General features: G+C 49.2%; 20 protein-coding genes. 11 read left to right on the forward strand and 9 right to left on the reverse strand.

All coding sequences use genetic code 11. The features are described 5' to 3' along the window. The first annotated feature begins 280 nt into the window (after positions 1–280). Positions 281–1,564, forward strand: a complete 1,284-nt coding sequence (locus tag LZU85_RS01490; RefSeq protein WP_108653442.1) for a carbohydrate porin — start codon at positions 281–283, stop codon at positions 1,562–1,564. A gap of 167 nt (positions 1,565–1,731) precedes the next feature. On the opposite strand, the gene LZU85_RS01495 is transcribed toward LZU85_RS01490, so the two are convergent. Beyond that, a complete protein-coding gene (locus tag LZU85_RS01495; protein WP_108653443.1) occupies positions 1,732–2,601 on the reverse strand; it encodes a helix-turn-helix domain-containing protein in 870 nt (289 codons plus the stop codon). 134 nt (positions 2,602–2,735) lie between these two features. Here LZU85_RS01495 and LZU85_RS01500 point away from each other — a divergent pair, with 134 nt between their 5' ends. The 7 genes from LZU85_RS01500 to LZU85_RS01530 all read left to right on the forward strand — a co-directional run bounded on the left by LZU85_RS01500 (position 2,736) and on the right by LZU85_RS01530 (position 10,878). Continuing rightward, positions 2,736–5,537 carry a glycoside hydrolase family 3 protein gene (locus LZU85_RS01500; RefSeq protein WP_237286188.1) on the forward strand — a complete coding sequence of 934 codons (2,802 nt, stop codon included), beginning with the start codon at positions 2,736–2,738 and terminating at the stop codon, positions 5,535–5,537. A 153-nt stretch (positions 5,538–5,690) separates the two neighbouring features. Next, positions 5,691–7,031 (forward strand): MATE family efflux transporter, encoded by a 1,341-nt coding sequence (locus tag LZU85_RS01505; protein WP_237286189.1) that lies wholly within the window; start codon positions 5,691–5,693, stop codon positions 7,029–7,031. A gap of 160 nt (positions 7,032–7,191) precedes the next feature. Further along, a complete protein-coding gene (locus LZU85_RS01510; RefSeq protein WP_108678649.1) occupies positions 7,192–7,689 on the forward strand; it encodes a permease in 498 nt (165 codons plus the stop codon). Between the two features lie 13 nt (positions 7,690–7,702). Continuing rightward, positions 7,703–8,809 (forward strand): HlyD family secretion protein, encoded by a 1,107-nt coding sequence (locus LZU85_RS01515; protein WP_047111750.1) that lies wholly within the window; start codon positions 7,703–7,705, stop codon positions 8,807–8,809. Continuing rightward, positions 8,799–9,797 carry a DUF2955 domain-containing protein gene (locus LZU85_RS01520; RefSeq protein ID WP_237286190.1) on the forward strand — a complete coding sequence of 333 codons (999 nt, stop codon included), beginning with the start codon at positions 8,799–8,801 and terminating at the stop codon, positions 9,795–9,797. Before LZU85_RS01515 ends, LZU85_RS01520 begins: the two co-directional genes overlap by 11 nt. A gap of 266 nt (positions 9,798–10,063) precedes the next feature. Next, positions 10,064–10,354 carry a type II toxin-antitoxin system TacA family antitoxin gene (locus LZU85_RS01525; RefSeq protein ID WP_237286191.1) on the forward strand — a complete coding sequence of 97 codons (291 nt, stop codon included), beginning with the start codon at positions 10,064–10,066 and terminating at the stop codon, positions 10,352–10,354. Then, complete coding sequence (locus tag LZU85_RS01530; RefSeq protein ID WP_237286192.1) at positions 10,330–10,878, forward strand: GNAT family N-acetyltransferase; 549 nt, start codon at positions 10,330–10,332, stop codon at positions 10,876–10,878. Before LZU85_RS01525 ends, LZU85_RS01530 begins: the two co-directional genes overlap by 25 nt. A gap of 93 nt (positions 10,879–10,971) precedes the next feature. Here the strand turns inward: LZU85_RS01530 and LZU85_RS01535 are convergent, their stop codons facing one another. The 3 genes from LZU85_RS01535 to LZU85_RS01545 form a co-directional block, all read right to left on the reverse strand. Next, on the reverse strand, positions 10,972–11,970 hold the full coding sequence (locus tag LZU85_RS01535) for a hypothetical protein (protein ID WP_237286193.1): 999 nt from the start codon (positions 11,968–11,970) through the stop codon (positions 10,972–10,974). A gap of 291 nt (positions 11,971–12,261) precedes the next feature. After that, the gene (locus LZU85_RS01540; RefSeq protein WP_225489743.1) at positions 12,262–13,131 is read right to left on the reverse strand and encodes an HNH endonuclease; all 870 of its coding nucleotides are present in this window, start codon (positions 13,129–13,131) and stop codon (positions 12,262–12,264) included. Continuing rightward, positions 13,131–14,660, reverse strand: coding sequence for an AAA family ATPase (locus LZU85_RS01545; RefSeq protein ID WP_225489744.1), 1,530 nt, complete (start codon positions 14,658–14,660; stop codon positions 13,131–13,133). Before LZU85_RS01545 ends, LZU85_RS01540 begins: the two co-directional genes overlap by 1 nt. A gap of 355 nt (positions 14,661–15,015) precedes the next feature. Between LZU85_RS01545 and LZU85_RS01550 the strand changes: the two genes are divergently transcribed. From LZU85_RS01550 to LZU85_RS01560, 3 genes are all read left to right on the forward strand, one after another. Then, entirely contained in the window at positions 15,016–15,933 is a 918-nt protein-coding gene (locus tag LZU85_RS01550) for a lipase family protein (protein ID WP_237286194.1), read from the forward strand. 134 nt (positions 15,934–16,067) lie between these two features. Beyond that, complete coding sequence (locus LZU85_RS01555) at positions 16,068–16,661, forward strand: LysE family translocator (RefSeq protein ID WP_237286195.1); 594 nt, start codon at positions 16,068–16,070, stop codon at positions 16,659–16,661. A 4-nt stretch (positions 16,662–16,665) separates the two neighbouring features. Further along, complete coding sequence (locus LZU85_RS01560; RefSeq protein ID WP_237286196.1) at positions 16,666–17,487, forward strand: AraC family transcriptional regulator; 822 nt, start codon at positions 16,666–16,668, stop codon at positions 17,485–17,487. A gap of 69 nt (positions 17,488–17,556) precedes the next feature. Here the strand turns inward: LZU85_RS01560 and LZU85_RS01565 are convergent, their stop codons facing one another. From LZU85_RS01565 to LZU85_RS01585, 5 genes are all read right to left on the reverse strand, one after another. Beyond that, positions 17,557–19,254, reverse strand: coding sequence for an RluA family pseudouridine synthase (locus LZU85_RS01565; protein ID WP_237286197.1), 1,698 nt, complete (start codon positions 19,252–19,254; stop codon positions 17,557–17,559). 130 nt (positions 19,255–19,384) lie between these two features. Beyond that, positions 19,385–20,368: a sensor domain-containing diguanylate cyclase gene (locus tag LZU85_RS01570; RefSeq protein WP_237286475.1), complete on the reverse strand. Its 984-nt coding sequence runs from the start codon at positions 20,366–20,368 to the stop codon at positions 19,385–19,387. 132 nt (positions 20,369–20,500) lie between these two features. Next, positions 20,501–23,602 (reverse strand): efflux RND transporter permease subunit, encoded by a 3,102-nt coding sequence (locus LZU85_RS01575; protein ID WP_237286198.1) that lies wholly within the window; start codon positions 23,600–23,602, stop codon positions 20,501–20,503. Then, positions 23,599–24,921: an efflux RND transporter periplasmic adaptor subunit gene (locus tag LZU85_RS01580; protein WP_015727438.1), complete on the reverse strand. Its 1,323-nt coding sequence runs from the start codon at positions 24,919–24,921 to the stop codon at positions 23,599–23,601. The genes LZU85_RS01575 and LZU85_RS01580 overlap by 4 nt, the downstream gene beginning before the upstream one ends. Beyond that, positions 24,908–25,564, reverse strand: a complete 657-nt coding sequence (locus tag LZU85_RS01585) for a TetR/AcrR family transcriptional regulator (protein WP_011082205.1) — start codon at positions 25,562–25,564, stop codon at positions 24,908–24,910. The genes LZU85_RS01580 and LZU85_RS01585 overlap by 14 nt, the downstream gene beginning before the upstream one ends. Positions 25,565–25,676: the final 112 nt, after the last annotated feature.

Raw genomic sequence — 25,676 nt, forward strand, 5'->3', positions numbered from 1 at the left:
TTGAAAGTGTTTCTTTCTTTCATTGATAAGCGAAATATCAATTTGTGATGAATGCCCGAGAAAGCGCTTTCTTTGATGAGGCTGATCACGGTTTTATCTTAGACGATCCTTTTATACTTCTCTTGCACTGAACAAGGCGGTTGAGGCTCTTAATTTATTAGCTTCATTGCATAGTTGAACGTGAATTCTTGGTTTGCGTTCGTCATCGATGTTCAGTTTTTTTATAAATAATAAAGAAAGCGCTTTCTTTTAAGGGCTAATGATGGAACATGGAGTTAATATGAAACTTTCTAAGCTTACCCTCGCTTGTCTAGTCGCGACTGCAGGCCTATCCGCAGCGCCAGTTGTTCACGCTGAAAAATCTGATGGTTTTGAGTTCCACGGTTACTTCCGTGCGGGCGCACTGTACAGCAAGAATGACGATTTCAAACGTTCAAAATTCCCTGCATCTAAAGAGCGTCTAGGCCGCTTGGGTATTGAATCGGACAACCATTTTGAGCTTGCGCTACAGAAAAACTTTGAAAACGATGATGGCCAAAAAATTCGCATCAAAACGCGTGTAGGTGCCGATAACGCACAGTCAGCTGGCAACAACCAACTTGGCACCAACGCAGATGCGGCGAACAGCAGCATCGGTATGGTAGAAACCTTCGTTGAGTTTGATGGCGTGACTGAAACTGGCACGCTATGGGGCGGTACGCGCTTCTACGGCAAAGACAACTACATCTTCATGACCGACTTCTTCTACACCGACATGTCGGGTACCGGTGTGGGTATCGAAGGCGTTCAACTGGGTGGTTACAAGTGGGATTTCGCGTATGTCGCCAGTGATAACGCAGAAGATTCATTCTGGGCAACCGATTCGAACAACCCAATGCACGCGGTGCACGTAGGCGTTGATTTTGATGGTGTAGAACTGCACGCTATGGGTAAATACCTACCAGACAACTTTGTCGATGGTACAGAATACGCCAGCAATGGTGTCGAGATGACCGCGATTGTTCATTCAGACAAAGTGTTTGGTCTATCAGACAAAGGCTTTACCAAGTACATCGCTCAGGCAGGTAAAGGTCTTGGTTCTGGTCAGCTACTTGGCGGTACGCTCACCACTTACAACGCATGGAAACCGGGCAATGGCGCGTTGGAAGGTCCTTCCAAAATGAAGAAAGTGGAAAGCGGTGATGTCTCTGCTCGTGCATTGGTATGGGGTGGCTACTTCTTTGAAAACGGCGTTAGCATCTTCCACTCTATCCAAGGTCAATACAACGATCTCGATAACGGCGGCAAAGACAGCTGGGCATCGGCGATGATTCGTCCATCATTCCCAGTGGCGCAAAACTTCTTCATCGCGACAGAAGCGGGCTTCCAGTACAACAAATGGGAAGATGCAAACGGCGTGGGTGACGATGCCACTAACTACAAACTGACGGTTGCACCAACCATCATCGTTCCAACGGGTTTTGGCCCAGCACCTGAAATCCGTTTCCTTGCCACATACCTAGACGGATCAATGCGTGACAAAGCGGACATCCTTGTGGGTATCCAAGCAGACATGTGGTGGTAAGCCACCTGTAGGGTAATGGGAGAGATTACCCAGTAGGGAGTGGCACTTTAGGGGACCGCCACTCCCAGTTTGGCAACAGGCAAGTCGAGCAATACGGGGGAACTTGTTTTTGTTGCATGAATGCATGCCACTGCCATTCATTACGCCGCTGACAACAGCGGCTTTTTTCATTTCGGCTGCCGAGCGTATTGGCGAGGGCTTAGGCCAAACTTCTGCTTAAAGCACTTGGAAAAATAGTTGCTATCACTAAATCCACACTGCTCTGCTACGTGTTGAATCGACATACCAGCTTCGTTATTCAAGAGATCGCGCCCGTAATTGAGCTGCATTTCACGCAAATACAAGTTGGGAGAGGTGTTGAGAAACTGCTTAAACAGCCGCTCCAATTGGCGTTGGCTGACAAACGCTGCTTGAGCGACATCCCCACTGTGGATCTCGCCGTCGGCAAAATGCTGCTCAATAAAAATCAGTGCGCGGCTGAGCGCCAGCGTGGTGTTGGGCAGATCGTGCGTTTGCTGCTGATACATGCGCGCAAGGGTGATGACCAATTGCTGCATCAAACTGGTGAGCATGGTTTCAAAGCCGCTTTCCCCTTGTTGATATTCGTGGCGAATCGCCTTAATCAACTGTGTGATTAACGGCTGTTGCTCGTCGTTGAGGGTGAGCTTGGCGCGGTATTCGCCGGTTTGGCGGGCAATCGGCTCAACCTTAAACATCGCCTGATAACCGGAGAGTTTTCTCAATGAGGGCGTTTCGAAAAATGGCGTACCCGCTTCAAACATCAAATTGATGATTTCCAGCCGATCGACATCCTGAAAGGCGTGTTCAATATCGCCGTTGATCACAAACACATCCCCAGCAGTGAGTGGATAGACATGAGAAGCAACAAGGTGGTTGCCTTTGCCACTCACCACCAAAAACAGCTCAGAAAAATCGTGTTTATGCAGGCCAAAATCGCTGTGATGGTGGCCATCAACGTAAGCAAATTTGAAGTGGGGATAGCGAAGATGATGTTGCAACTGATAGGTGATGCTCATGTCGCTATTTTCCTTTTATTGGTCGGTATATTGGTAGAATTGCGCACTTGGCAAGCTTACACTGAAGCTCAATCAATGAGAATGCCGCAGGCAAAAATAAGGCCAAGATAAGGCAAGAAGAGGGCGATAAAGCGATGAGAAATCCAGCGATAGAAAAAGCGCAGCAAGCACTGGTGTCAGTGAGCCGACAAGCCGCGGCAGAAGGCATCGTGCTGCTGAAAAATGATGACCAAGCCCTGCCGATTGAACCATCGCAGGTGCTCTCTTTGTTTGGCCGTTGCCAGATGGATACCTATCGCAGTGGCACGGGCTCTGGTGGTGCGGTGAACGTGCCTTATGCGGTGAATGCATTGCAAGGTTTACAAGCCAACCCCACGATTCAACTCAATACTTCGTTAGTCGCCCTGTATCAAGATTGGCTAGCCCACCATCCGTTTGATGATGGCGGCGGTGGCTGGGCGGCAGAGCCATGGTTTCAATATGAAATGCCACTGACCGACGAGGTGGTGGCGCAGGCAGCATCGCAGTCAGACAAAGCGGTAGTGTTTATTGGCCGCACCGCCGGTGAAGACAAAGATTACGCCGATGAAGCAGGCAGCTACCGCTTAACGGAATTGGAAACGGACATGCTAACGAAAGTGTGCCGCCATTTCTCCTGTGTGATCGTGGTGATGAACGTCACCAACATTATCGATATGTCGTGGTTAACTCGCCTTGAAAACCATCAAGCGACCAAAGCGGTGCTCTACAGTTGGGCGGCGGGAATGGAAGGCGGTCATGCGCTGGCCGATGTGCTGTCTGGGGCTGTCTCACCCAGTGGCCGTTTGACCGATACCATCGCCCATCGTTTGCAAGATTGCCCCTCTTCCGCCCATTTTGGCCGCAAAGATTTTAATCTCTATGCGGAAGATATTTACGTTGGCTATCGCTACTTTGAAACCTTTGCCCCAGAAGCGGTGCAGTTTGAATTTGGTGCGGGCTTATCCTATAGCCAATTTGAGCGCCGTTTGGTGCAGTGCTCAAGTGACGTGGTTGATGCTGGCGGCGATCTCGCCAACGCCAAGTCGCTGTCTTTTGAGATTGAAGTGCGCAACATCGGCCAGCAATTTAGCAGCAAAGAAGTGGTGCAGCTGTATGTTGAAGCGCCACAAGGCCAACTTGGCAAACCGGCCAGAGCGCTGTGTGGATTTGCCAAAACCAGCGAACTGGCGCCAAACGGCAGCGAAGTGGTGCGCATCAGTGTGCCGGTGGCTTTGCTGGCGTCGTTTGATGATAGCGGTGCGAGTGGTTACCCAAACAGTTATGTGCTTGAAGCAGGGCAGTATCATTTCTACCTTGGCGGCAGCGTACGCCAAGCGCAGAAAATAGATGCGACATGGTGGGTTGAGCACACCACCTCACTGGAAACACTCAGTGAAGCCTGCGCGCCAACCCGTGAGTTTGAGCGTCTTGTGCCTGCCGAGCGCGACGCCAATGGCGTCTATCAACCCCGCTATCAGCCTGTGCCACAGCGTACGGTGGATCTGGCGCAGCGAATCGAAGCGAATTTGCCGCCAACTTACGCGTTCACGGGCGATCAAGGCATCAAGCTGGCCGATGTCGCCCAAGGTCGCGCCAGCCTAGAAGCGTTTGTTGCTCAACTCACCGCCGAACAACTGGCCATTCTCGTGCGTGGTGAAGGCATGTGCAGCCCGAAAGTGACACCGGGTACCGCAGCGGCGTTTGGCGGGGTATGCACTTCACTGTTTGAGTTTGGCATTCCGGTGGCCGCAGCGGCCGATGGCCCATCGGGCATTCGCATGGACAGTGGCCATCAAGCGACCCAAGTGCCGATTGGTACACTGCTCGCCTGCACGTGGAACACTGAGCTCAATCAACAGTTGTATTATTTGGTGGGCCAAGAGTTGCAAGCCTACCAAATCGACACCTTGCTCGGTCCGGGGATCAACATTCATCGCCATCCACTCAATGGCCGTAATTTCGAATATTTCTCGGAAGATCCACTGTTAACCGGTTGGATTGCGGCTGCGCAAACCACAGGCTTAAAACAAGCGGGTGTTTCCGGCACCATCAAACACTTTGCGGCCAACGATCAAGAAACCGCACGCGTGGATGTGGATAGCGTCATGTCGCAGCGCGCGCTGCGTGAAATCCACATCAAGCCGTTTGAAATGGCGGTGAAGTATGGTCAGGCATCGACCATCATGACCGCTTACAATCCGGTCAACGGCCATTGGGCCGCGTCCAACTACGATCTCAACACCACCATTTTGCGCGGTGAATGGGGTTATACCGGCATTGTGATGACCGACTGGTGGGCGAAAATGAATCATCCCGTGGATGGGGGTGAAGAGAGTAAGCGCTTTACTGGCTATATGCTGCGAGCGCAAAACGATCTCTACATGGTGGTGGAAAACGACGCCGCTGAGCGCAATCCCATGGACGACGACACCTTGCACGCGTTAGCGCATGGCGAGTTAACGTTAGGCGAGTTGCAGCGCAGCGCGATGAACATCTGCCGCTTTATTTTGCAAGCGCCAGTGATGCAAAGGCCGCTGCAGGCGTATCAGGCGGTGAAACCTTTTGCGCCGCTAGCGGACGCATTGCCCGATGCCGCACCGCTGTTGCCTGTGACGCAGCGCATGGTGGTGAACAGCCAAAACCATTGCGAACTCTGGGTGGAAGTCGCGCAAGCGGGGCATTATCTCTGTTTTGCCGAAATGGCCTATGATCGCGAACCATTGGCGCAATCCTCTTGCAGTGTGAGCATCAATGGTGAATTTGCCATGTCGCTGCCCACCAATGGCACCGAGGGAAAAACCGTTGAAATCGAGGGCATCGCCATCCATTTACAAGCGGGGATTTATCGAATCGACACCCAATTTGTGAAGAAAGGAGCCGAGCTGAAAACCTTGCGTTTTGAGTGGCAAGCGTAACGTGACTTAACCATAAAATTTGTGTGTCTTTGTGCGCAGTTCCTATACAATAAGGCACACATTTCAAATCATCATTTTTGACTGCTCCGCATCCGTTTTGTGGAGCAGTTTTTGTTTTACTGACAGTGTATTTTCAACCTTAAGGTCAACAACATGGCTAAAACCCAAAATATCAACCAACGCATGTCTATCGTGACGCTCGCGTGGCCGATATTAGTGGAAATTTTGCTACGGACAGCGCTCGGCACCAGTGACGTATTCATGCTTTCTGGCTATTCAGACAAAGCGGTGTCGGCGGTGGGGGTGATCACCCAACTGACGTTCTTCCTCATCATTGTCTCTACCTTTGTCAGTAGCGGCACTGGGATTCTCATTGCTCAATACAACGGAGCTGGGCGCGATCAAGATTCCACTCACGTTGGGGTGGCGAGTATTGCGCTTTCCAGCGTCATCGGCGTGATGCTCAGTGTGTTGGCGGTGCTCGGTGCGATGCATTTGCTCCCTTACTACGGCTTGGAAGCTCAGGTAGAACAATACGCGCAAGAATACCTGCTCATCAGCGGGGCGATGACCTTTAACGTCACCATTGGCATTGTGTTCACCACCATTTTGCGCAGTCACGGTTATTCGCGCTCACCCATGACGGTTAACCTCATCAGCGGCGTGCTCAACATCATCGGTAACTACATTGCGCTCTATCAGCCGTTTGGTTTGCCGGTGTATGGCGTGCAAGGAGTGGCCATTGCGACAGTAGCCAGCCAGGTGATCGGCACAACGATTCTGGGCGTGCTTCTGTGGCGCAGTTCCATCGCCTTGCCGATGTGTTCACTCGCGCAAGTGCCCAAAGCGGTCTACAAGAAAATTCTCAAAATCGGCGGCATGAACGCAGGGGAAGTGCTTTCGTACAATATGGCGCAAATCACCATCGTCTATTTTGTGGTGCAGATGGGCACCTCGTCTCTTGCGGCGTTTACCTACGCGCAGAACATCGCGCGTTTCTCTTTTGCGTTTGCTTTAGCCATTGGCCAAGCGACGCAAATTCAAACCGGTTACTACATTGGTAAAGGCTGGATAGAGAGCATCACCAAACGGGTGCAACTCTACTTCTTGGTTGGCTTTGCCTCTTCGGTCACGGTGGCGAGCACCATCTACTTTATGCGCGATGCGATCTTAACTCTGTTCACTCAGCAGCCAGAGATCCTCTTGTTGTCGGGTTCCCTCGTGATGGGCTCCATTGTGTTGGAAGCGGGGCGCGTGTTTAACCTGATTTTCATCTCGGCGCTGAAAGGGGCGGGGGACATCAAATTCCCAGTGCAAATGGGCATTTTGAGCATGTGGGGCTTAGGCGTGGTGTTTGCGTATCTGCTTGGCATTCACTGGGGCTATGGCGTATTCGGTGCATGGATGGCGATTGCTCTCGACGAGTGGTTCCGTGGCCTTATCATGGCAAGGCGTTGGCGCTCGCAAGTTTGGACGCGTTATAAACTCAGCTAACGCATCGCATTATGTACCAAAAAATTAACGGGCGCTATAATAGTGTCCGTTATTTTATACAAAGCTGGAATATGAGATTTCAAGGCTGGCTTATACATTCAGTAGAGTGATGGGATTATACTCCTCCCCCTTATTCTTCACACTCGCTAGGTGGTAGGTAATGAATATCCAAGTAAAAGATTCATTAATCGCAGGACTGATAAACGGTGCCATTAACGGCTATATCGCAAGTCACCACTTCAAAGGAATGAGTTCGGTCCCAATGTCGATGGAGATGATCTCCAATTCGCAAGTGACCGTTTGGGGACAAGCGATTTCCTTAACCTTTGGTTTGGGGATCATTTTGTCTTTGATCACCTCAAAGCTGTTTCTTCGTCAGCTCAAAACCAGTCACCCTCAACACAGCCATGAACTGCAACGTTCATTTTGGAAAGATCTCCTGCCCATCGCATTAATGCAGGCTGGGGCTTTGTTTGGTTGGTTCGTCGCCTTAGCGGTGATCTGGACCAAATACGCCGGTGAAGTACTGGTTTCGCCAAATACCGCCGTGATTCTCATCGGATTATTTGCGTTCATCATTACCTTATTTGTTGAGGTGAGAACGAAAAAGAGCATTATCTATAAGAAAGTCAATCTACTTGAGCAGAACACGATTTAATTGAGGAACAATGATGTCAGAACAAAACACCACAACAGGCGCATCAGAAGACAATAAAAAGCTCAAACAAGCGCGCTCATTCACGTACTACATTTTTGCCGTCGTGATTGCCCTTTGGGTTTATACCCTGTGGGCCGACCGCGTGACACCGATGACCGATCAAGCCCGTGTCAACGGCCAAGTGATCCGCATTAGCCCAGAAGTGTCCGGGCCAATTTCTCAAATCCACATTGCCAATAACGCCACGGTCAAAGCTGGGGATGAGTTGGTGAATATCGACCCTCGCCCTTTCGAGTTGGCTGTTAAAGCGGCGCGATTTGACCTGCAAAAAGCGGCGCAATCCTACCAAGCGGATTCCGCGGCGATCAACGTGGCCAAAGCCAACGAAGTGGCCGCGCGTGTGCGAGTCGCCAATGCGAGAAAAAACGTTGAGCGTAACCGCGTGCTTGTCGAGCGTGGCACCATTAGCCAAGCAGCGATGGACAACATGGTTGCAGAGCTAGACACGGCCGAAGCCAACCTCGCGCAAGCCTCTTCTGCGCTGGAAAAAGCCAAACAAGAGTTTGGCCCTCGTGGCAAAGAAAACCCAGAGATCCAAGCGGTGTTGAACCGTCTTGAGCAAGCGTTGCTTAACCTCAACCACACCAAATTGCTTGCGCCTGCCGATGGCGTGATCACCAATATGGATGTGGCAGTGGGCGATTACGCAGGCGCTGGCCAACCGCTGCTGACCTTCGTGAACAACCACAGCCTTTGGTTAACCGCGATGGTTCGAGAAAACTCACTGGCGTACCTAAAAACGGGCGACAAAGTCAAAATCGTCTTTGATGCTTACCCAGGAGAAGTGTTTGAAGGCAGCGTCTCATCCATTGGTTGGGGCAGCAGTGGCAACGGTAGCCTTTCAGTGGATGCTGGCACAGGCTTGATGTCATCGCCAACCAACAACCCGAAAGCACAACGCTTCCCTGTCAACATTGAGTTTTCCGATTTACCAGACAACATCACTCTAAGATACAGTGGCCGCGCGGTGGTTGGCTTCTATCCAGAGGAAAGCTACATTGCAGAAAGACTGCAAGACCTATGGATCTGGGCATGGAGCTACATTAGTTATGTTTCGTAGCGCCGCGAATCCTCTGCTTAGAGTCGCGATGTTTCCCGTACTGCTGTTGTTTTGGCAGTATGTATTCGGTACGGATTTACCCTTGCTGGCGCCTGCCATGTGTGTGGTGTTCTTAACCACCACCCATGAGCCACCACCGCTGGCGATGATTTTGGTCATGGGGGGAATTCTGTTTATTACCGCTTGGGTACAGGCGTTCGTAAGCAACCTACTGATTGACTATCCGCAGGTCTACTATCTGTTCTTATTTGGCGTGTTTTATTGGTGTATGGAACGCACCAAAAAGAACTCACAAGACGTGCTGGCGATACTGTTGATTGTTTCCACCGCCATGATTGCGGTATTCACCCAACAAAAAGGGATCGACGTAGAGCAAATCCCATTTGCCTTGTTGGCGAATATCTTCATTGCGGGATTCACTGCTTATCTGGCTTATTTCATCTTCCCCGGTGGTGAACCACTGGCAGAGAACGCGGCATCACGTTCTTCAAGCATGAAATACACGCTCGATTGGCAGACGCTGATGAAAACCATCATCATCATGGTGGTGTTAGTTTTCACCATTCGTCTCGATTTAGAGCAGAGCACCATCATCACTATTATTGTGGCCTTGGTGCTCAAAGATCCCGACCCCATCGTCGGGCGCGATTATGGCGTGAGAAGGCTCATCACCACCTACGCCAGTGTGCTCTATGCAGTGCCGCCGTTAATTGTCAGCTTATTCCAAGTGAACTTGGTGGGCTCGCTAGGCGCGGCGTTGGTGAGTTCGCTCTTTATGGGCATTCATGCGATGGAGAAAAAAGCCAGCTTCAACTCTATTCAACTGATGTATTCGAGCTACGTCGTGTTGGTGTTTTACGGCATCACCTCAACCAGCATCAGCGCCATCAGCGATGATCTGGTGCGCTTTGCCTCGGTGATGTTCGCCGTATTGCTCGGCATCATGAGCTTAATCAGCTTGCTACCCAAACAACGCAGCGCCAGCTAAACCAGCGCGCTTTAAACGAAAGCAAAGACGCAAACTCAAGACGTAAACAAAAAGCACTGAACTCACTCAGTGCTTTTTTATATTTGGCGTATCTCACTTTACCCCATCAAGATTCCTCGCCCTTCTTTTAGCGAAGTCGCTCAGATTGTCATTGAGATTCATGAACAATAGATTGACACATCACCAAGCTAGTATAAGATTTAAGCGTACGGACAAGTGACGTACATTAGGTTTGAAGTGAGAGCGGAAAATAAGTAGGTACAACTATGTCTGCACTAAAAAAAGAACGTGTGGAATTGAGAGTCACAGCAGAAGAGAAAAGGGCGCTTGAAGAAGCCGCCTTGCTGAGCAATACCACCGTGAGTCGGTTCATTGCAGAAACGGTCGCGCAGAGAGTGGAATCGGTAATCGCGGAGCAAAAGCGATTGTTGGTCGCCCATGAACAATGGGAAAGTGTTATGTCTGCGTTGCAAAACCCTGTTGAGCCCACCGAGTTAATGAAAGAGATTCTAAGCTCATCCATGGAGGATTCTTGGTCGGTAAAAATCGACAAGTAAGCGTTGAGCGATACGACGCCGAATCAGACTATGATTTCGAACCATTTGACTGTGGCATTGAACACCTCAATCAGTTCCTCAAGTCGAGAATGCATAAGGAAGCAGATAAGGGGCTACTGGTCCCTTATCTTTGTTTCTACCTCAATGATGAGGGGAAAAAAGAAGTCATCGGTTACTTCACTCTCAGCAGTGGCAGTATTGAAAAAGCCGCGCTGACGGTCAGGCCAAGGCGCGATGTTACCTATTCAACAGTACCTTGCATCCTACTCGGGCGGCTTGCTGTGTGTCAGTCTGTTCAGGGGCAAGGTTTGGGCAAATTCTTACTCGGTAAAGCCATTTTGCAATCGCTCGTCAGTTCCAAAGCCATTGGCGTTTATGCCATCGCATTGCGTGCCGAGGAACATAACTGGCCGTTTTACCTTCAAGCGGGTTTTACTCAGTCTAAGCACCATGATGGCAAAACCTTCTTCTACTCATTGAAGCAAGCTGAGCAGTACTACAAAACGCTCGCCAAGCCACGTTAAATCAGAGTGGTCATCAAAAACAAAAAGCACTGAACTCACTCAGTGCTTTTTACTTTTCAGTGTTTTCTGGCTGGCGTGTTTTACGCCTTACGATTAAAGGCGAGAATCATCAAGGTCGACGAAATTCTCAGCAGGCTGCGCTTGGCACCAGTCCCACGCTTTTTTAGAAATGTCGTACATCCCTTTCTCCGTATGGGCAAATTGCCAATCCTTTAAGCTGATTTCAACAATCTTCTCATCGATCTTATCGAGGAAGGTGCCGCTGGAAGCATGGTACATCTCACGTAATGCTTGCTGATTTTGCTCATCGGTAATGCCGTACGCTTCGGGTTGATGCTTCACCGCACCAATGCTTTCCGCCGATAAGGTCACGTCTTTGATCATATTGGCGCAAATGGCCCATTGTGATTCCTTTGCTGAGGCCAACTCAGGCGGAAGGTGGTCAAAGCTCGGTGTCATACCTAGCCACGGTTCATCCAGGCCAGTGGGTAGGTTGTGGGGGGCATGCTCTTTCAGCGGAGCGAGTTTCTTATTCATTTTACGCACTTCATTGGTCGCCAACTCCCATTCACGCTGCGAGCGATCCGCTTCTGCTTGCTCGAGTGGTTCCATCTCTGCATAGAGATCCTGAAGCTGCTTCTCTAGCGCTTCGATCTTATTCCAGTGCGCGTCGGAATCGTCATTGCGGCTATTCAACTCATCAAGCTCAGCTTGCAACTTCTCTTCTTTCTCTTTCAGTGCGTAATAACGCTCTTCGTCATCGTCGCCATACTGATCGATACAAGCTTCTAGGCGTGCGTCCGTTACCCCAAGCACTGATTTCACGCCATTGGTGTAGCAAAGCTCATATTGGCTCTCATCTCCCCTCATGCACTTATCCATAAACTTGCGAAAGCCTTGAATAATGGTGGCTTCCGATCTGCCGCTACAAGCCGCCATTTGGGTAAATGCACCAGAGTCTTTCATCCAAGCGATTTGAGTATTGATGCTCAGTTCGATCTGGTTTTCGGTGAGTTTAATAGCCTGAGTTGGCATCGCCAATGTCATCGTAGAAACGGCCAACAGCGCGCGAGAAATCGTAGAAAATTGCATGGTATACCTCGATGGGGGTCACACCCATTTGATGTCCTTATTCGGTCACATCGCACCCATAAAAACGGCACAAAATGTAACCCATTTATTTTGTGGTAGATAATGACAGCCTTGTACAAAGTTTCAACAGCTAAAGCATAAAGAAAGCAGCAAGATCACAGAGTTGAGATTGATGCTATGTTCCGCACTATTCCTTATTAGTGCGGAAATTCATAAGCATTCTAGTGGTACTATTGCAAAATTCACTGCCAGTTGTTAGTTGAGATGGAGTCAGCACACTTACAGATTTTTCTAACTGGTTCTGTGTACTGAATATTGTTCAGAACAAAACCAACTGCTTCGACCAATGGCTTCCATTAATGCTCGTGTTATTGAGTTCGGCGGTTGTGCTAATGACTTAGCTAAAAAATTAGCTTGTATTTCTTCAGTGCCTAGACCCTGTTCATGTTTTAACTCTCTAACACTTTCGATAAACATTGTGAAGAACAGAGATGCTTGAGTTTTATATCTGCTGGCTAGTTTAAAGCCATTAAAATGATTTAAAGCTCTTTGTTGACAAATTGGACTCCAAGTATCGGGAGGCGCCGGAAAAAATCGAGCTGTAACTGGAGTTGTTTCAATAATTTCGGCAGAAATCCAATGCTCATCAATGAAATGTTGAGATACAAAGTATGGATGCAATGGTTCGTCGGCGCTGGTATTTAAAACCGCACTTCCTTTTCCTTTGTTACAGTCCATACACGCAGGAACTAGATTATGAGGATGTACTGAATAGAGTGGATATCTTGCTTTTGGTAGATAGTGGTCGAGCGTAAAGACACTTCCGATTCCGCAGAGTGGGCATTGCCCATCGGAAGATGCTCTTAGGGCATCATATATAACTCTGCCTTCTGTACCAGTCTTAACAAAGCTGTCTTCATATAAACTCACGAAATCAGATTTCGTTACGTTACCAACAACAATGTCCTCTGAGTGCCCGTGCCTTGATTGAGTTGATTGGTGTAAAGTCGAATTCGATGCTCTTTGCTTATAAAGTTCTTGATAGCTCGGAAGGCTATCGCGTATCGCCAGCATAGCGGGTAGACTGGCAGGAGTTAATGCCTTAAGGCAAACATCGTAAATAGACAAAAACTTATAGTCAGGCAGTGGTAATCTTTTCATTATTTCTCCTGATCTATTTCTCTATTTGAGATCATGCTTTGAAGTAAGAACTGTCCCTCGATTCCTATTTTTTGTTCAAAGCCATTAAGAATGTCTTGGTATGTACCTCCTTCGTCGACTGAAGCTTGTAAAAGCTCATGAAAACCAGACTTTGTTACTTCCAAACCAAAAACCTCTCTGGTCAGCATGCCAACGTTCTCTGCAAATGTTTCAATTTTCGGACGTGAGGTACTCATTTGTTGTCCAAAGCGTGTTATTTTTGAAACGCAGTTTTTAGGTATTTCTTGCAATACTACTGGTGAATGAGTTGCAATAATTGCTACTCCGTTTCTATTTGATAGTAAATCACTTAATGCTCTAATAAATGCTGATAATAGAGGAGGATGTAAATGGCTTTCAGGTTCGTCAATAAGAAGAAGTGTTTTTTCTTCTACTTTTTCTACCAACTTAGTTAAAGTTAGAATCACTATTGCATGACCTGAGCTCATTTTAGAAATAAGGTGTATCGCAGAACGTTTAAAATACTCTTCATCAATGTTTGCTAATCTTCCAAGATCCATTTCAGAAAAGTTACTATCAAATTCAAGAGTTTTAACAGCTTTCAACCATCGCTCTTTTTTAGCTTTACTAACAAAGCAATTTCTTAGACTGCTATAAAACTCAATATGAAGTTGCCCCAAACTTTTAAGTGTTTCTTTTGATGTTTGTTTTAGTCCAATATAATGATAACAAGTTCCTTTTGATGGGTCGGCTCTTTCTAATGGTGGAACAAAAGGGTCAAATACACTGAATGAAACGGATACGATGCTACTAAAGTAATCATTACTGATAGCGTTTCCTGGTCCAACAGAAGTATTTTCAAAAAAGTGTCCCTTTGAACTATCTTTCTCAATAACACTCGCAATCATACCGTTTAGTAATGTAGTTTTACCTACTCCATTTCGTCCAATAATTGCGTGAATGTTTGACTTAGGCTTTGATGTGGGAACAACTTGGAAATTCAATGATAAATCAGATAGATCATTACTTTCACTGCGGAAAAAACCGAAGTTATATGGGGTTAATTCTGCATCACCGTTTAAAATGCGAGTTAATTGTCCTTTTACAACAGATAAGCTTGTATATCTCAACAATGATGTACCCAATACTTCCTCATTTTCAATTGAACTTACAATGTTAGGTTTTACAACAATGTCATTTAATCCATTTAAGAGGTTGTCTTTGAGCTGGGGAGACAACTTTTCTTTAATCGTTTTATAATACTCAACACCTTCACCTAGAGAAAAATAATTATCTGACAATGAGCTAAATATCGGAAGTAGGCTACAGTGTGTCGCTTGTTTAGTCGTCTGCCCCTTAAATCCAATTTTTACGTTTCCGATATCATGTCTTATTCCATATTCATCAAATACAACTAAATAAAACATTGTCACAAATGAATAATCATTCCAGTTATCAATTTGTAAATAAGCTTTATTATTACCCTGTAATGGTATTGATTGGTTTTGGGGGACTAAAGTAAAGTTCATGGGGTCTGCATTGTTTTGTTTGAATGTGGAATTTCATCATACACTTCATTTTTACTTTAATCACTAGTTGCATATGAATTGAACAATTAAATAATCATAGTTGATATTTATAGGATGTTAGGTTAGTTATTAATGAAATTTAATACCGAAGCCGCAAGAAACGCCACTCCCCGAGTGGCGTTTCACTTCTTAGCCTCTTGCTTCACCTTTAAGACTCAGAACGAAAACAGCGTCAGCTCGCAAGGGTTGCACTGTTTATGCAATGGGTGTCACTTCCGTGATAGTTTCCCACTCCTAACCTGAGAATGCGTGATCCGATCTTGGAGCCACGCCTCATTTGACGTCAGGAGGAACTATGGCAAAGCGAATACTCTTTATTCATGGCCGAGCGCCGAAACCAGACAAAAACGATTTACAAACACTGTGGTTCGACGCCATTCAACATGGCTTATTGCGAGATTACGGCGAAAGCCGTGTTCAGGCATTCAAACAGATAGAAAAGCGATTTATTTACTATGGCGATCTTTCCAATGAGCTATTTGGAGAACCTATCGAAAATCCTCAAAGCCGCTTTGAGGCATTAGAAAAGCTCAAGCAATACCCACGTAATGGCTTCACCAAAAAGAACTACAAGAAGGTCTCAAAAGCGGGTTTCTTAGCGGAAGCCTTGGCAGACACATTCTCGGCGGTATTAGGCCATCTAAAACTGGCAGAGCCGATGATCACCAGTGTCGCGCCCGATATGGCGCATTACTGGAACGAAGACAGCTATTACGGCAGTGACTTGCGTTCGCGACTGACCAAAGAACTGAAAGAAGCACTTGATAGTGGCGATGAGGTCATGATGGTCGCGCACAGTTTGGGTAGCATGATCAGTTACGATTGTTTGTGGAAGCTCTCTCATTACGGCGAATATCGACAAGATTATGGCGCTGAAAAGAAAGTCGATCTTTTGGTCACTTTGGGCTCGCCGCTGGGGGATGAAAACGTGAAGGCGCGTTTGAAAGGCAGCAGCTTAAGCGGTAAAAAACGCTACCCACTTAACATTGACCAGTGGTGTAATATTTCAGCGGAAGACGATTACATTTCTCACGATAATCGCATCAAAAACGATTTCAAAGAGATGTTGCAACTTGGTTTGGTCAAAGGCGGGATGAAAGACATTTACCCCATCTACAATTTGTGTGTGAGAAATGGGCAGTCCAACCCTCATTCTGCGATTGGTTATTTGGTTCATCCGAAGTTCGTTACCGTGCTGAACCAGTGGATGTAGCATCGGATGAGTTGGTGTGAGTGGCTGACCGCATTCTCACGCTGAGCGTTTTTTGATGTTCTAAACCCCGCAATAACGTTCAATAACATCAGGCTGTTCTTGCGTATGGTGATCCTCAAAATGAGGAGAAAACAATGAACAGCCTAATGTTAGCCATGACAACCTTCGCCTTTGTTGGCGCAGTGACACCGGGGCCAGTGAACATTCTTGCCACCAGCACCGCCGTTACGCAGGGCATACGAGAAGCGATGAGACACGTTGTTGCCGCTTCGCTGGCCTATTCCCTTGTGGTGGTGCTGTGCGGGGTCGTGATGCAAAGTTTACTGGCACTCCTTCCTTCGTTGGAAACCGTGATGCAGTTACTTGGTAGCGTGTTTTTGCTCTACTTGGCGTACCAAATTTTTACTGCGCCAGTTTCCGCCATTGAGCAAGGTGCTCAGTTAAAATCGGGCTGGTGGACGGGGTCAGTGACGCAACTACTCAATCCCAAAGCGTGGTTGTATGCCCTTTCTGGAGTGAGCATTTATGTCGTCGGCCAACAAAATCAAGCATTGTGGCTGGGGGTTTATACGTTGGTCTCTTTGCTGGTGTGTTTGGTCGGTATTGGCGTTTGGGCGTTTATCGGACATATTTTGGCCAACAAGCTTGAAAACCCGAGCAAACAACGTCAGTTTAATAGAACGATGGCGATAGTGCTGGCCGCTTCCGTGGCAGCGATATGGATATAAACGGATGAAGAAAGACACCACCACGCATTTTCAACAAAGCACGCTTTTACCGTGGGTGGAGATGCGTGTCGCAACGCAAAGTCGAGCTTGCTACGAGGCGCATTCTCACGATGAGTTCTCTTTTGGCATGATTGAGCAAGGCTATTCCGACTACAAAAACCGCCATCGTGTTAACGATGTGCGAGTGGGCGATATTGTCACTATCAATCCTGCCGACGTTCATTCCTGCAATCCTAAAGGCAACACTTGGTCTTACAGCATGTTGTTTGTCGATCCCCTCAAAATGGGAGAGATCCAACGAGAGGTGTTGCAGCTCTCTCGCCACTGCGATGACTACACCCCGTTCAAGCACGATTTAGAGCGTAGCCCGCAGGTTCAGTCGCGTTTTCTAACGCTGTTCCACGCTTTGTTGGAAGAAGAAAGCTCGCTGCAAGCTCAGGTCGCTTTCTATGATTTTATCGAAGCCTGCTTCTGGCAACCCAGCTCGCAAGTAACTCTCGGCCCGCGTTCAGAAAATCTGCACCGAGTACGCGAGAAAATGATGGATGAGCTTACCGTGGTGCATCAGCTTGATGATTTGGCTGACGAAGCGGGCATGAGCCGCTATCAGTTGATTCGCGCTTTTCGCCAACGCTTTGGTTTACCACCGCATGCCTATTTAATGGATGAAAAGATCAAACGGGCGAAGGTGTTATTACGAGAAGGCAAAGAGATCGTCGATGTGGCGATGACGCTGGGCTTTGCTGATCAAGCCCATTTTCAGCGCCACTTCAAAAAGAAATTGGCAGTGACGCCAAAGTACTACCAATCCCATTTTGTCGAATGAGTGTTTTTCTTGCGCAGCTTGCAGCGTGGCGTTTGCTGAGCACCAGGGCCACACGCTGAAAGGTACGAACTAGAATTCGGCATCCACTTGAAAATGCATGCGTTCTTTGCTGTAAGGGTGGTCAAGCTCAAGCGATTCGGCGTGCAAGTGCAGTCGGTTGGCTTTCTCTCCATACAACCCATCGCCCACCATCGGCATGTTCAAACCAAGGTGATGGGCACAATGAACGCGAAGTTGGTGAGTGCGCCCTGTTCTTGGGTAGAGGTAGAGCTTGCTGCGGCCATCGCGAATTTCAATCAACTGCCAATCGGTATGCGCGGGTTTGCCGTGTTCAAAACAGACCAGTTGGCGCGGTCTGTCGTCTGGGTCGCCTCGCATGGGCAGGGTGATTTCCCCTTGGCTTTGCGGCACTTCACCTTCCAATAGCGCCACATAACGCTTTTGCACGCCACGAGAAATAAACTGCTTTTGCAGGCTCTTGTTGGCGCGGCGGGTGAGGGCAAACACCAACAGTCCCGATGTCGCCATGTCTAGGCGGTGAATCACAAACGGCCCTTCCACGTCAGGGAATAGTGCTTGTAAACGGGTATAAGCGGAATCGGTAATGGTTTTGCCCGGCACCGATAACAGCCCAGACGGTTTGTTGACAACGACCATCGCCTCGTCTTGATAGACGATTTCCAGCTCTTTGTCTTCTGCCCAGTTTTCTTCCAGCGGGTTCGAGTCCATGTTCAGCCCTTGCAGCATATGGCCCAAAATGGGGTGGCATTTACTGTGGCATGATGGGTAAAACTTTTTGTGTTGGCGCACTTCCGATTTCGGCGACACACCCCACCAAAATTCCGCCATGGCCAGTGGCTTCAAGCCGTGGGTAAAAGCGTACTGCAGCAGTTTTGGTGCGGCACATTCGCCAGAGCCTGCTGGTGGCACAGGGCTGGTGGTCGGTGCGAAAATCGCGTTGAGATCGCTCTGCTCCCCGCGCACATTGAGGAAGCGATACTGAGCAAACAATTTGTGTTGCAAGGCATTCGATAAGGTTTTGCGCTGCTCTTTGAGCGTGTCGAGTTGAGTAAGCAGCACTTGCAAACGCGCCTCTTCACTGGCGAGTTTTTCATCCCACTCCAGTTTGAGGTATTTGAGTACGTTTTTCTCAGCCACGCTTTGTTTGGCGAGATCATCCAACACCGCTTTGAGCGCATCGCCAGTGAGCGTTGCTTCCGCTTGCTCGCGCTGCTGCTTGCGTGCGGCGCGCCCTTCAATCATGGCTTGGCGTTGGGCTTGTTCTTGCGCTTGGTAAGCTTGGCGGTCAGCCTCAATTTGCTGGCGAAGTTGTGCCAGCTCTGCGCTTTGCGACAACTGTTTTACTTGATGGTTGATGTCGGTGATTTCCGACAACTCGCGGCGGAAAAAGCTCTCTTCTGCCAGCATGTCAAACACCGGTGGCACAAAACCGGGCAATAGGTTTTGGTCGGCAATTTTGCCCGAGAACGCGCTCAAAAAGCCGATGTCACCTTGCGCATTTTTAACCAACAGCACGCCAAACATTTTGCCAATCGCGCTCTCATCGTTACTCACCACTTCACCGTTCAACAAGCCAAAGTTGTGCTGCCACTCTTGCTGAGTGAGCAAATGCTGTTGCAACTGCTCTGCCGCTAATACACACAATGGATGCGGTGTGTAGTAAAACGGGAAGGTAAAGCGCTCGGGCAGGGCGTAGCCGTCGATAGCGGTGGTGAAGGGGGTAAAGCAAGGGTCCGGCGTGTGCATGAGGGAGTCCGCGCAAGTCAAAAAATCGAGCGAGGATTGTACCTATTTTGCTTAGGATTTCCATCGCTCGAGGGCATTGAGTCGCATTCTACTCGCTCAATAGGAAACGGCCGAGTGGGTCGCTGCGGTTTCAGCTAGGTGGGTTATGAGTGCGTTTTTTTCGCTTACTTTTCTCATCGTACATCGCAGTATCCGCTTGGCTGAGGAGATCTTCTAAGCTGATGTTGCTGTTTGGCACAACGGCCACGATCCCAGCACAAAACGACAAATCATAGCCGCGGTTGGCTTTTTGATTGTACTGTTCTATGGCCTCGGCAAAGCGCTTGATTGCAATTTGCGCCACGGAACGAGACGCGCCAGACATAAACACCACAAACTCGTCACCACCAATACGAGCAAAGACATCAGACTCGCGAAAACTCTTTTTCATGGTATCGGCGAACGCTTTGAGGGCGAGGTCGCCCTCTTGGTGGCCAAATTGATCGTTGATCGGTTTAAAACCGTTGAGATCTAAATAGGCAATGGAGTAGGGGTAATCGCCCACTTCGCAATAGGCCATGCTCTTTTTCGCCAAGGTCATAAAACCACGGCGGTTAGAAATCTGCGTCAGGTCATCAATCGAGGCGCTGTGCGTGGCGGCAAGTTCTCGCTCGGCCATCTTGGCCAGATCAATCAAATCCAAACGCTCTTCTTCGTTCAGCGTGCGCGGTTTGGTGTCGATGATGCACAAGGTGCCCAAGCAGGATTTATCTTCATAAAACAGTGGAACCCCGGCGTAAAAGCGAATGTGCGGCGCTCCCGTGACCAAAGGGTTGTCGGCAAAGCGCGCATCTTGGCTGGCGTCTTCCACAATAAAGGTGTCCGCGCCGAGAATGGCATGGCCGCAAAAAGAAATATCGCGATCAGTTTCGCTGACATCAAGACCAAAGCAGGATTTAAACCACTGGCGATCCTCATCCACCAAGCTGACCAAAGCGATCGGCACATCAAACAGTCGACGTGCGAGACGCGTGACGCGATCAAACCGTTCTTCTGCAACAGTATCTAAAATGTGGAGAGAATGGAGATCCGCGATGCGCTGCGGTTCGTTGTCTGGTTTTTCAGGAATCAACATCGATTTAGCCAGTAAATTAAACATGCGTTAACTATAGCCCAACTTAGTCTACACGAAGTGCCGTGATGGTCACAAAGCGAGGGAGCGAGGCGCTGGGCCTCGCTCGTTTGCCGATTATTTACTCATTTTGCTTCATATCTCTTGGTGTTTATGCACCAAACCAAAATCGGCCAAAATGGCGTAAGCGGCTGGGATCATAAACAACACCAACAAGGTTGAAGCAAGGATGCCAAACACAATTGAAATGACCAAAGGCTGGATGACCTGCGCTTGCAAGCTGGTTTCGGTGAGCAGCGGCAACAAACCTGCTGCGGTGGTCATGGAGGTGAGGAAAACCGCGCGAAAACGCTCACGGCTCGCTTTCACCACGGAGTCGTGCACGCTGTCGCCTTCATCGACATGATGGCGAATGTATTGCACCAACAAAATCGAGTCATTGACCACAATCCCTGCCAGCGAAACAAAGCCCATCATGCTTGGCATGCTCAGCGAATGGCCGAGCAGAATGTGCCCCCAAACCACGCCAATAAAGGCAAGAGGAATGGCAAGCATCACCACAAAGGGCTCCAAATAGCTGCGGAACTGGTAGCTCAAAATGGCGAATACCCCGAACAAGCCGAGCACAAAGCCTTTGCCCATTGAAGAGCCTGTCTCGGCGGTGTCTTTGGCTTCTCCTTCAAAATCAAAGCGTAAGCCGGGGTATTTTTGCATCAGCTTCGGCGCTTCTTGCTGTTGGAACTGACGAATGATCGCGGTGGAGTTGGCTTGCGTGTTGTCCACATCGCCAAACACGCTGATGGTTCTTAGCCCGTCAATGCGTTGAATGCGCACGTAGTTACGCTGAAAATCGAGTGTAGCAATGGTGGCGAGCGGGATTTGGCTGCCATCGGCCATCATGATCGGGAAGTTGGCTAATTGCTGCAAATCGCCCGCTTGCACTTTATTAAGCCGCACTTCAATCGAAATATTTTCCACGCCGAGTTGGATTTCATCGGCGGTTTGACCAAAGAAAGCCGCGCGCAGCTGGTTGGCAATCAACTGGCCGTTAATACCATACACTTCCGCGCCAGGGCGCAGTTTGACCAACACTTCTTCTTTGCCCATGCGCATGTCATCCAACACCCCATGCACACCGGCGAACTGGTTGAGGTATTGTTGAATGTCGATAGAGGCGGCTTTGAGCGCATCGAGATCATCGTGTTTGGCACGGATCTCAATCGCGCGCCCACCTGGGCCCATGGTCGGTTGCTTAAACACCAGTGAAATTGGTGTGGCCAACTCGCCGACATCGTCACGCCACGCGGCAATAAACTCGTCAATCACCGTGTTGCGGCTTTCTGCGCCGAGCAGATCCAACCGCACGGTGGCGATGTGCGGGCCCGATTCGTTAGCATCGGCATTGGCATTAAATTGGCTGGTGATATGGCGCACCAAAGGCGTGCCGTTTTCCTTCTCTTTACTCCACTGGCGATCCAGCTTTTGTGCAGAGGCGACGATTTTATCAACCACGGCTTCGGTTTGCGCCAAAGAGGCACCCGGCGGCAAAATGATGCGCGCCTCGGCGATATCGCCATCAAGCTCTGGAAAGGGCTGGAATTTCAATAGCCCGCCCGCCAAGGTCGCGGCAGAAATCAGCAGCAGCGCTAACACGCCACCCATAAAGGCGTAGCGAAATTCCACCACTTTTTCCACGGCATTGACCAAGGTGGTATTGCGAAAATGCTCAAAGTGTTCGAGTAAGGTTTGCTTGAATTTGAGGTCCGGTTTTTCCTGTTTTTGCTTGTGCAGGGAATGCGCCAAATGGTTGGGCAGAATGAGAAACGCTTCAACCAAGCTTAGGGTGAGCACCAAAATCAGCACTTGTGGCACCGCTTTGAGTACCGCCCCCATTTCTCCTTGTAAAAACAACAAGCTACCAAAAATACACACGGTGGTGAGGAAGGAGGAAATTACCCCCGGCAGCACCTTGTTGACGCCTTTGATCACCGCATCGTCGATCTTTTCTCCGCGATCAAGGTGCGCCGCAATCGACTCGGCAATCACGATGGCGTCGTCCATCATGATGCCGATCGCCATCAGCAGCCCCACCAGTGACATGATGTTGATGGAGAGGCCAAGTTGCGCCATCAAAAACAGCCCGCCAAGAAAAGCCACCGGCAAACCGGCCGCCACCCAAAAGGAATAGCGCAAACTGAAGAACAGCCACATGGTGGCAAACACCAGCACGATACCTTGCCAACCGTTTCTCACCATCATGGTGAGGCGATCCCACAAGACAGACGAGAGATCGTTGGTCATTTCCAGTTGCACGCCATCGGGGGCGATCGCCTGTTGGTCGGCAACAAATTGGGTAACGCGATCTTTGATGCGCAGGGCGTCGTCTTCTTTGTTTTTACTGATTTTCAGCAGGGCTGAAGGGTGGCCATCAAACAGCACTTTTTGCTCATCGAGCTCGAAGCGGTCGCTGATGGTGGCAATATCGCCCAAGCGGATTAACGAACCATTGGGCCCAGAGCCTACGACTATGGTGCTGAGCTCTTGTGGTGTGACGCGGCGTTCATCAAAGCGGATCAGAAAATGTTTGTCGGGCGTTTCCACATTGCCACTGGGGAGCTTGACGTTTTGGCGGCCAATTTGATCGGCAATATCGCCAACGCTTAAACCGAGCTGACGCATCGCTTGGGTATCGAGTTCGACGCGATATTGGTGATCGGAAAAGCCCGCCACGCTCACCAAAGAGACGCCATAATCGAGCTTTAACGTTCGCTTAAGCTGCTCCGCATACGCTTTGAGTTCCGGCCATGTGGTGTCGGCGGTAATCGCCACATCCACCACGGGTTCGTTCCAATCAAGCTCCTGCACCACCGGAGATTCGATCTCTTTGGGGAAATCGTTGATGGCGTTGATTTGCGTTTGCACATCCACCAGCATGCGGCTGATGTCCGCTTTCTCATTGAGCTTGAGGATTAAGCGCGCCGAGCCTTCAATCGCTTCACATTGGGTTTCGACAATGTTGGCAAGGCCATCCACGGCATCTTCCATGCGCACGCAAATGCTCTCTTCCACTTCTTGGGGTGACGCACCTGGATAGACCACCGCCGCCATAATGTACGGCGGATCAAACTCCGGAAAGGTTTCCCGTTTGATGGTGGAGAGTGACGAAATCCCGAGGATCAGCAGCGTCAACATCAACAAGTTGGCTGCGGTCGGGTGTTTGGCGAAAAAACGAATCATGAGCCACTCTCCTCTGGATTCGCCTCGCTGCTGGCTTCTTTCAACTGCATGCCTTCAATCGCAGGCAATAGGTCGTTGACGATCAGTTTTTGCCCGTGACTGAGTTCGCCATCGATCACCACTTGGTTGTCGCGGCGGAATAACACCGTGACTGGCACAATGCGCAAGCGGTTTTGCTCATCCATCAAATAGATTTTGTTGCCATGCAGCGCACGCTCAGGAATCACCCAATTGGGGTTGGCTTGCCCTTCAATGTAAGCGCGAACAAACATGCCATTGACCAGTGGCGGCAATGAGGTTGGATTGAGCTCACGATAGTCTTGTTCTATCTCCAAAATCACCCCAGCGGTGGCTTGGTTGGCATCGACCGTTTCGCTCACCCGCGCCACTTTGGCTGGCCAACTGGCGCTTAAATTGCCGCTGCTCAGTTCAATGTAAGCTTGAATAAAGGTCATGTCCGGTTGCGGAATGCCTGATTCATCGCGCGCAAACTCGCCCAAGCTGGCGGCGAGGGTTTGCATGTCATGAATCGAGAGCTGCGCTTCCACTTCCATCACATCAATACCGTGCGCGGTGACCATGGTTTGCTGCTGGTTAACCACCTGATCTTGTTCGATGTCCACCTGCGCGATGCGCAGATCGTAAGGCAGGGTGATGATGGTTTTTTCCAGTGCGCGCTTGGCTTCATCCACCTTGGCGTTGTTGACCTTGATCAGCGCTTGTGCCACGCGTTTTTCGTCCGGCATGAGGGCGATTTGGTTTTCAATGTCGAGCACCAATTTGCGCTGGGAAAGGGTGGTTTGTTCTTGTTGATCGACATCCGATTGTGAGTTCAGCCCTTTTTTACGCAAGTTCTGTTTGCGTTCGAGCTCTTTTTTGGCAATCGCGAGACGGTTGGATTCGATCTTCAAACTGCTTTTGAGGTTTTGTTCTTCTTGGTTGAGCTTAGCCAAAGAGGTTTGGGAAGATTTGAGGTCGGCTTGAGCTTGCACCAGTTTGAGTTGGTAATCGAGCGGGTCGATACGCAAAATCTCCGTGCCGGCTTTGAGTACTTGCCCTTTCTCTAAGCGTGGGTGGCGGTAGATCACTTTGCCCGAGACTTCAGCAATCGCCTTCCACTCCACTTTGGGGGCCACTTTGCCAAAACCAATCGCTAAAGGGGCAACGGCTTTGAGTTCTAGCGGCAGGGTTTCCACCAAGCGAGCGCGATCATCGGCAGGTTTCACTGGCAGTTCGGGTTTGAGTTTGACCGCCAGCACCAACACCAGCACGCCCACCGCCAACGCGGGGAAAAAGAGCCATTTTTTATTGAGGGTCATGGGCTGCTCCTGAGTCCAAAAATCCGTGTTTCATCAGTTGAATATTGTGTTCAAACAAGCGGTTGAGAAAAGCTTCATTCAGTTCAATGCCGTGAATCGCCAGTAACGCGGGGGGCGCCATAAAAGGAAACACCATCAAGCTGATAAAGGTGATGCGCGCTAATTTGGGGTCTACGCCTTGGCGCAGTATGCCGCCTTCTAACAAGCGATCGAAGATCAACCCTTGCATCGGTTGGGTGATGTCGTTCATCACTTTTTCCATTAATTTGCGTTGGGTATCGGAGGGGGCCATGCGCATCACTTGCGCAATCAAGCGGGGAAACTGAGGCACTTTGACCATTTCACGGTAATAAGTGCGCATGATATCGAGCAGGTTTTTCTCTGAACTTTCGAGCACTAGGGCTTGCATCTGTTTTTGCATCGGCGCGAGGGTTTCTCGCAGCATGGTCTCGAACAGCCCTTCTTTGCTGCCAAAGTAGTAACGGATCATCGCCACATTCACGCCTGCTTTTTGCGCGACTAAGCGGGTGGAGACGTTGTTGTATTCCATCACAGTGAACAACTCGCGTGCGTGGTGAATCAGCAGTTGCCTTGTGTCGATGTTGTGCGTTGGCCGTCCTCGGCGTGGGTTGAGTTCCGTCATCAGCCGCCCTTCAAAATTAAACGTTTGATGAATTATAGGCGGCTGAGTCTGGCGGTGATACGCGAATAATTAATCAATATTTCATCAAGTGATTAATTACACAAAAATAGTG

This window comes from Vibrio floridensis (assembly GCF_021852965.1).
Taxonomy (GTDB): Bacteria; Pseudomonadota; Gammaproteobacteria; order Enterobacterales; family Vibrionaceae; genus Vibrio; species Vibrio floridensis.

What these genes read in the sequence shown, in the direction of transcription:
- LZU85_RS01515 (WP_047111750.1), top strand. Translation starts at nt 7,703, where the DNA reads ATGTCAGAACAAAACACCACAACAGGCGCATCAGAAGACAATAAAAAG.
- LZU85_RS01575 (WP_237286198.1), bottom strand. Translation starts at nt 23,602, where the DNA reads ATGATTCGTTTTTTCGCCAAACACCCGACCGCAGCCAACTTGTTGATG.
- LZU85_RS01525 (WP_237286191.1), top strand. Translation starts at nt 10,064, where the DNA reads ATGTCTGCACTAAAAAAAGAACGTGTGGAATTGAGAGTCACAGCAGAA.
- LZU85_RS01510 (WP_108678649.1), top strand. Translation starts at nt 7,192, where the DNA reads ATGAATATCCAAGTAAAAGATTCATTAATCGCAGGACTGATAAACGGT.
- LZU85_RS01570 (WP_237286475.1), bottom strand. Translation starts at nt 20,368, where the DNA reads ATGTTGATTCCTGAAAAACCAGACAACGAACCGCAGCGCATCGCGGAT.
- LZU85_RS01500 (WP_237286188.1), top strand. Translation starts at nt 2,736, where the DNA reads ATGAGAAATCCAGCGATAGAAAAAGCGCAGCAAGCACTGGTGTCAGTG.
- LZU85_RS01495 (WP_108653443.1), bottom strand. Translation starts at nt 2,601, where the DNA reads ATGAGCATCACCTATCAGTTGCAACATCATCTTCGCTATCCCCACTTC.
- LZU85_RS01585 (WP_011082205.1), bottom strand. Translation starts at nt 25,564, where the DNA reads ATGACGGAACTCAACCCACGCCGAGGACGGCCAACGCACAACATCGAC.
- LZU85_RS01565 (WP_237286197.1), bottom strand. Translation starts at nt 19,254, where the DNA reads ATGCACACGCCGGACCCTTGCTTTACCCCCTTCACCACCGCTATCGAC.
- LZU85_RS01540 (WP_225489743.1), bottom strand. Translation starts at nt 13,131, where the DNA reads ATGAAAAGATTACCACTGCCTGACTATAAGTTTTTGTCTATTTACGAT.
- LZU85_RS01580 (WP_015727438.1), bottom strand. Translation starts at nt 24,921, where the DNA reads ATGACCCTCAATAAAAAATGGCTCTTTTTCCCCGCGTTGGCGGTGGGC.
- LZU85_RS01535 (WP_237286193.1), bottom strand. Translation starts at nt 11,970, where the DNA reads ATGCAATTTTCTACGATTTCTCGCGCGCTGTTGGCCGTTTCTACGATG.
- LZU85_RS01490 (WP_108653442.1), top strand. Translation starts at nt 281, where the DNA reads ATGAAACTTTCTAAGCTTACCCTCGCTTGTCTAGTCGCGACTGCAGGC.
- LZU85_RS01555 (WP_237286195.1), top strand. Translation starts at nt 16,068, where the DNA reads ATGAACAGCCTAATGTTAGCCATGACAACCTTCGCCTTTGTTGGCGCA.
- LZU85_RS01505 (WP_237286189.1), top strand. Translation starts at nt 5,691, where the DNA reads ATGGCTAAAACCCAAAATATCAACCAACGCATGTCTATCGTGACGCTC.
- LZU85_RS01550 (WP_237286194.1), top strand. Translation starts at nt 15,016, where the DNA reads ATGGCAAAGCGAATACTCTTTATTCATGGCCGAGCGCCGAAACCAGAC.
- LZU85_RS01545 (WP_225489744.1), bottom strand. Translation starts at nt 14,660, where the DNA reads ATGAACTTTACTTTAGTCCCCCAAAACCAATCAATACCATTACAGGGT.
- LZU85_RS01520 (WP_237286190.1), top strand. Translation starts at nt 8,799, where the DNA reads ATGTTTCGTAGCGCCGCGAATCCTCTGCTTAGAGTCGCGATGTTTCCC.
- LZU85_RS01560 (WP_237286196.1), top strand. Translation starts at nt 16,666, where the DNA reads ATGAAGAAAGACACCACCACGCATTTTCAACAAAGCACGCTTTTACCG.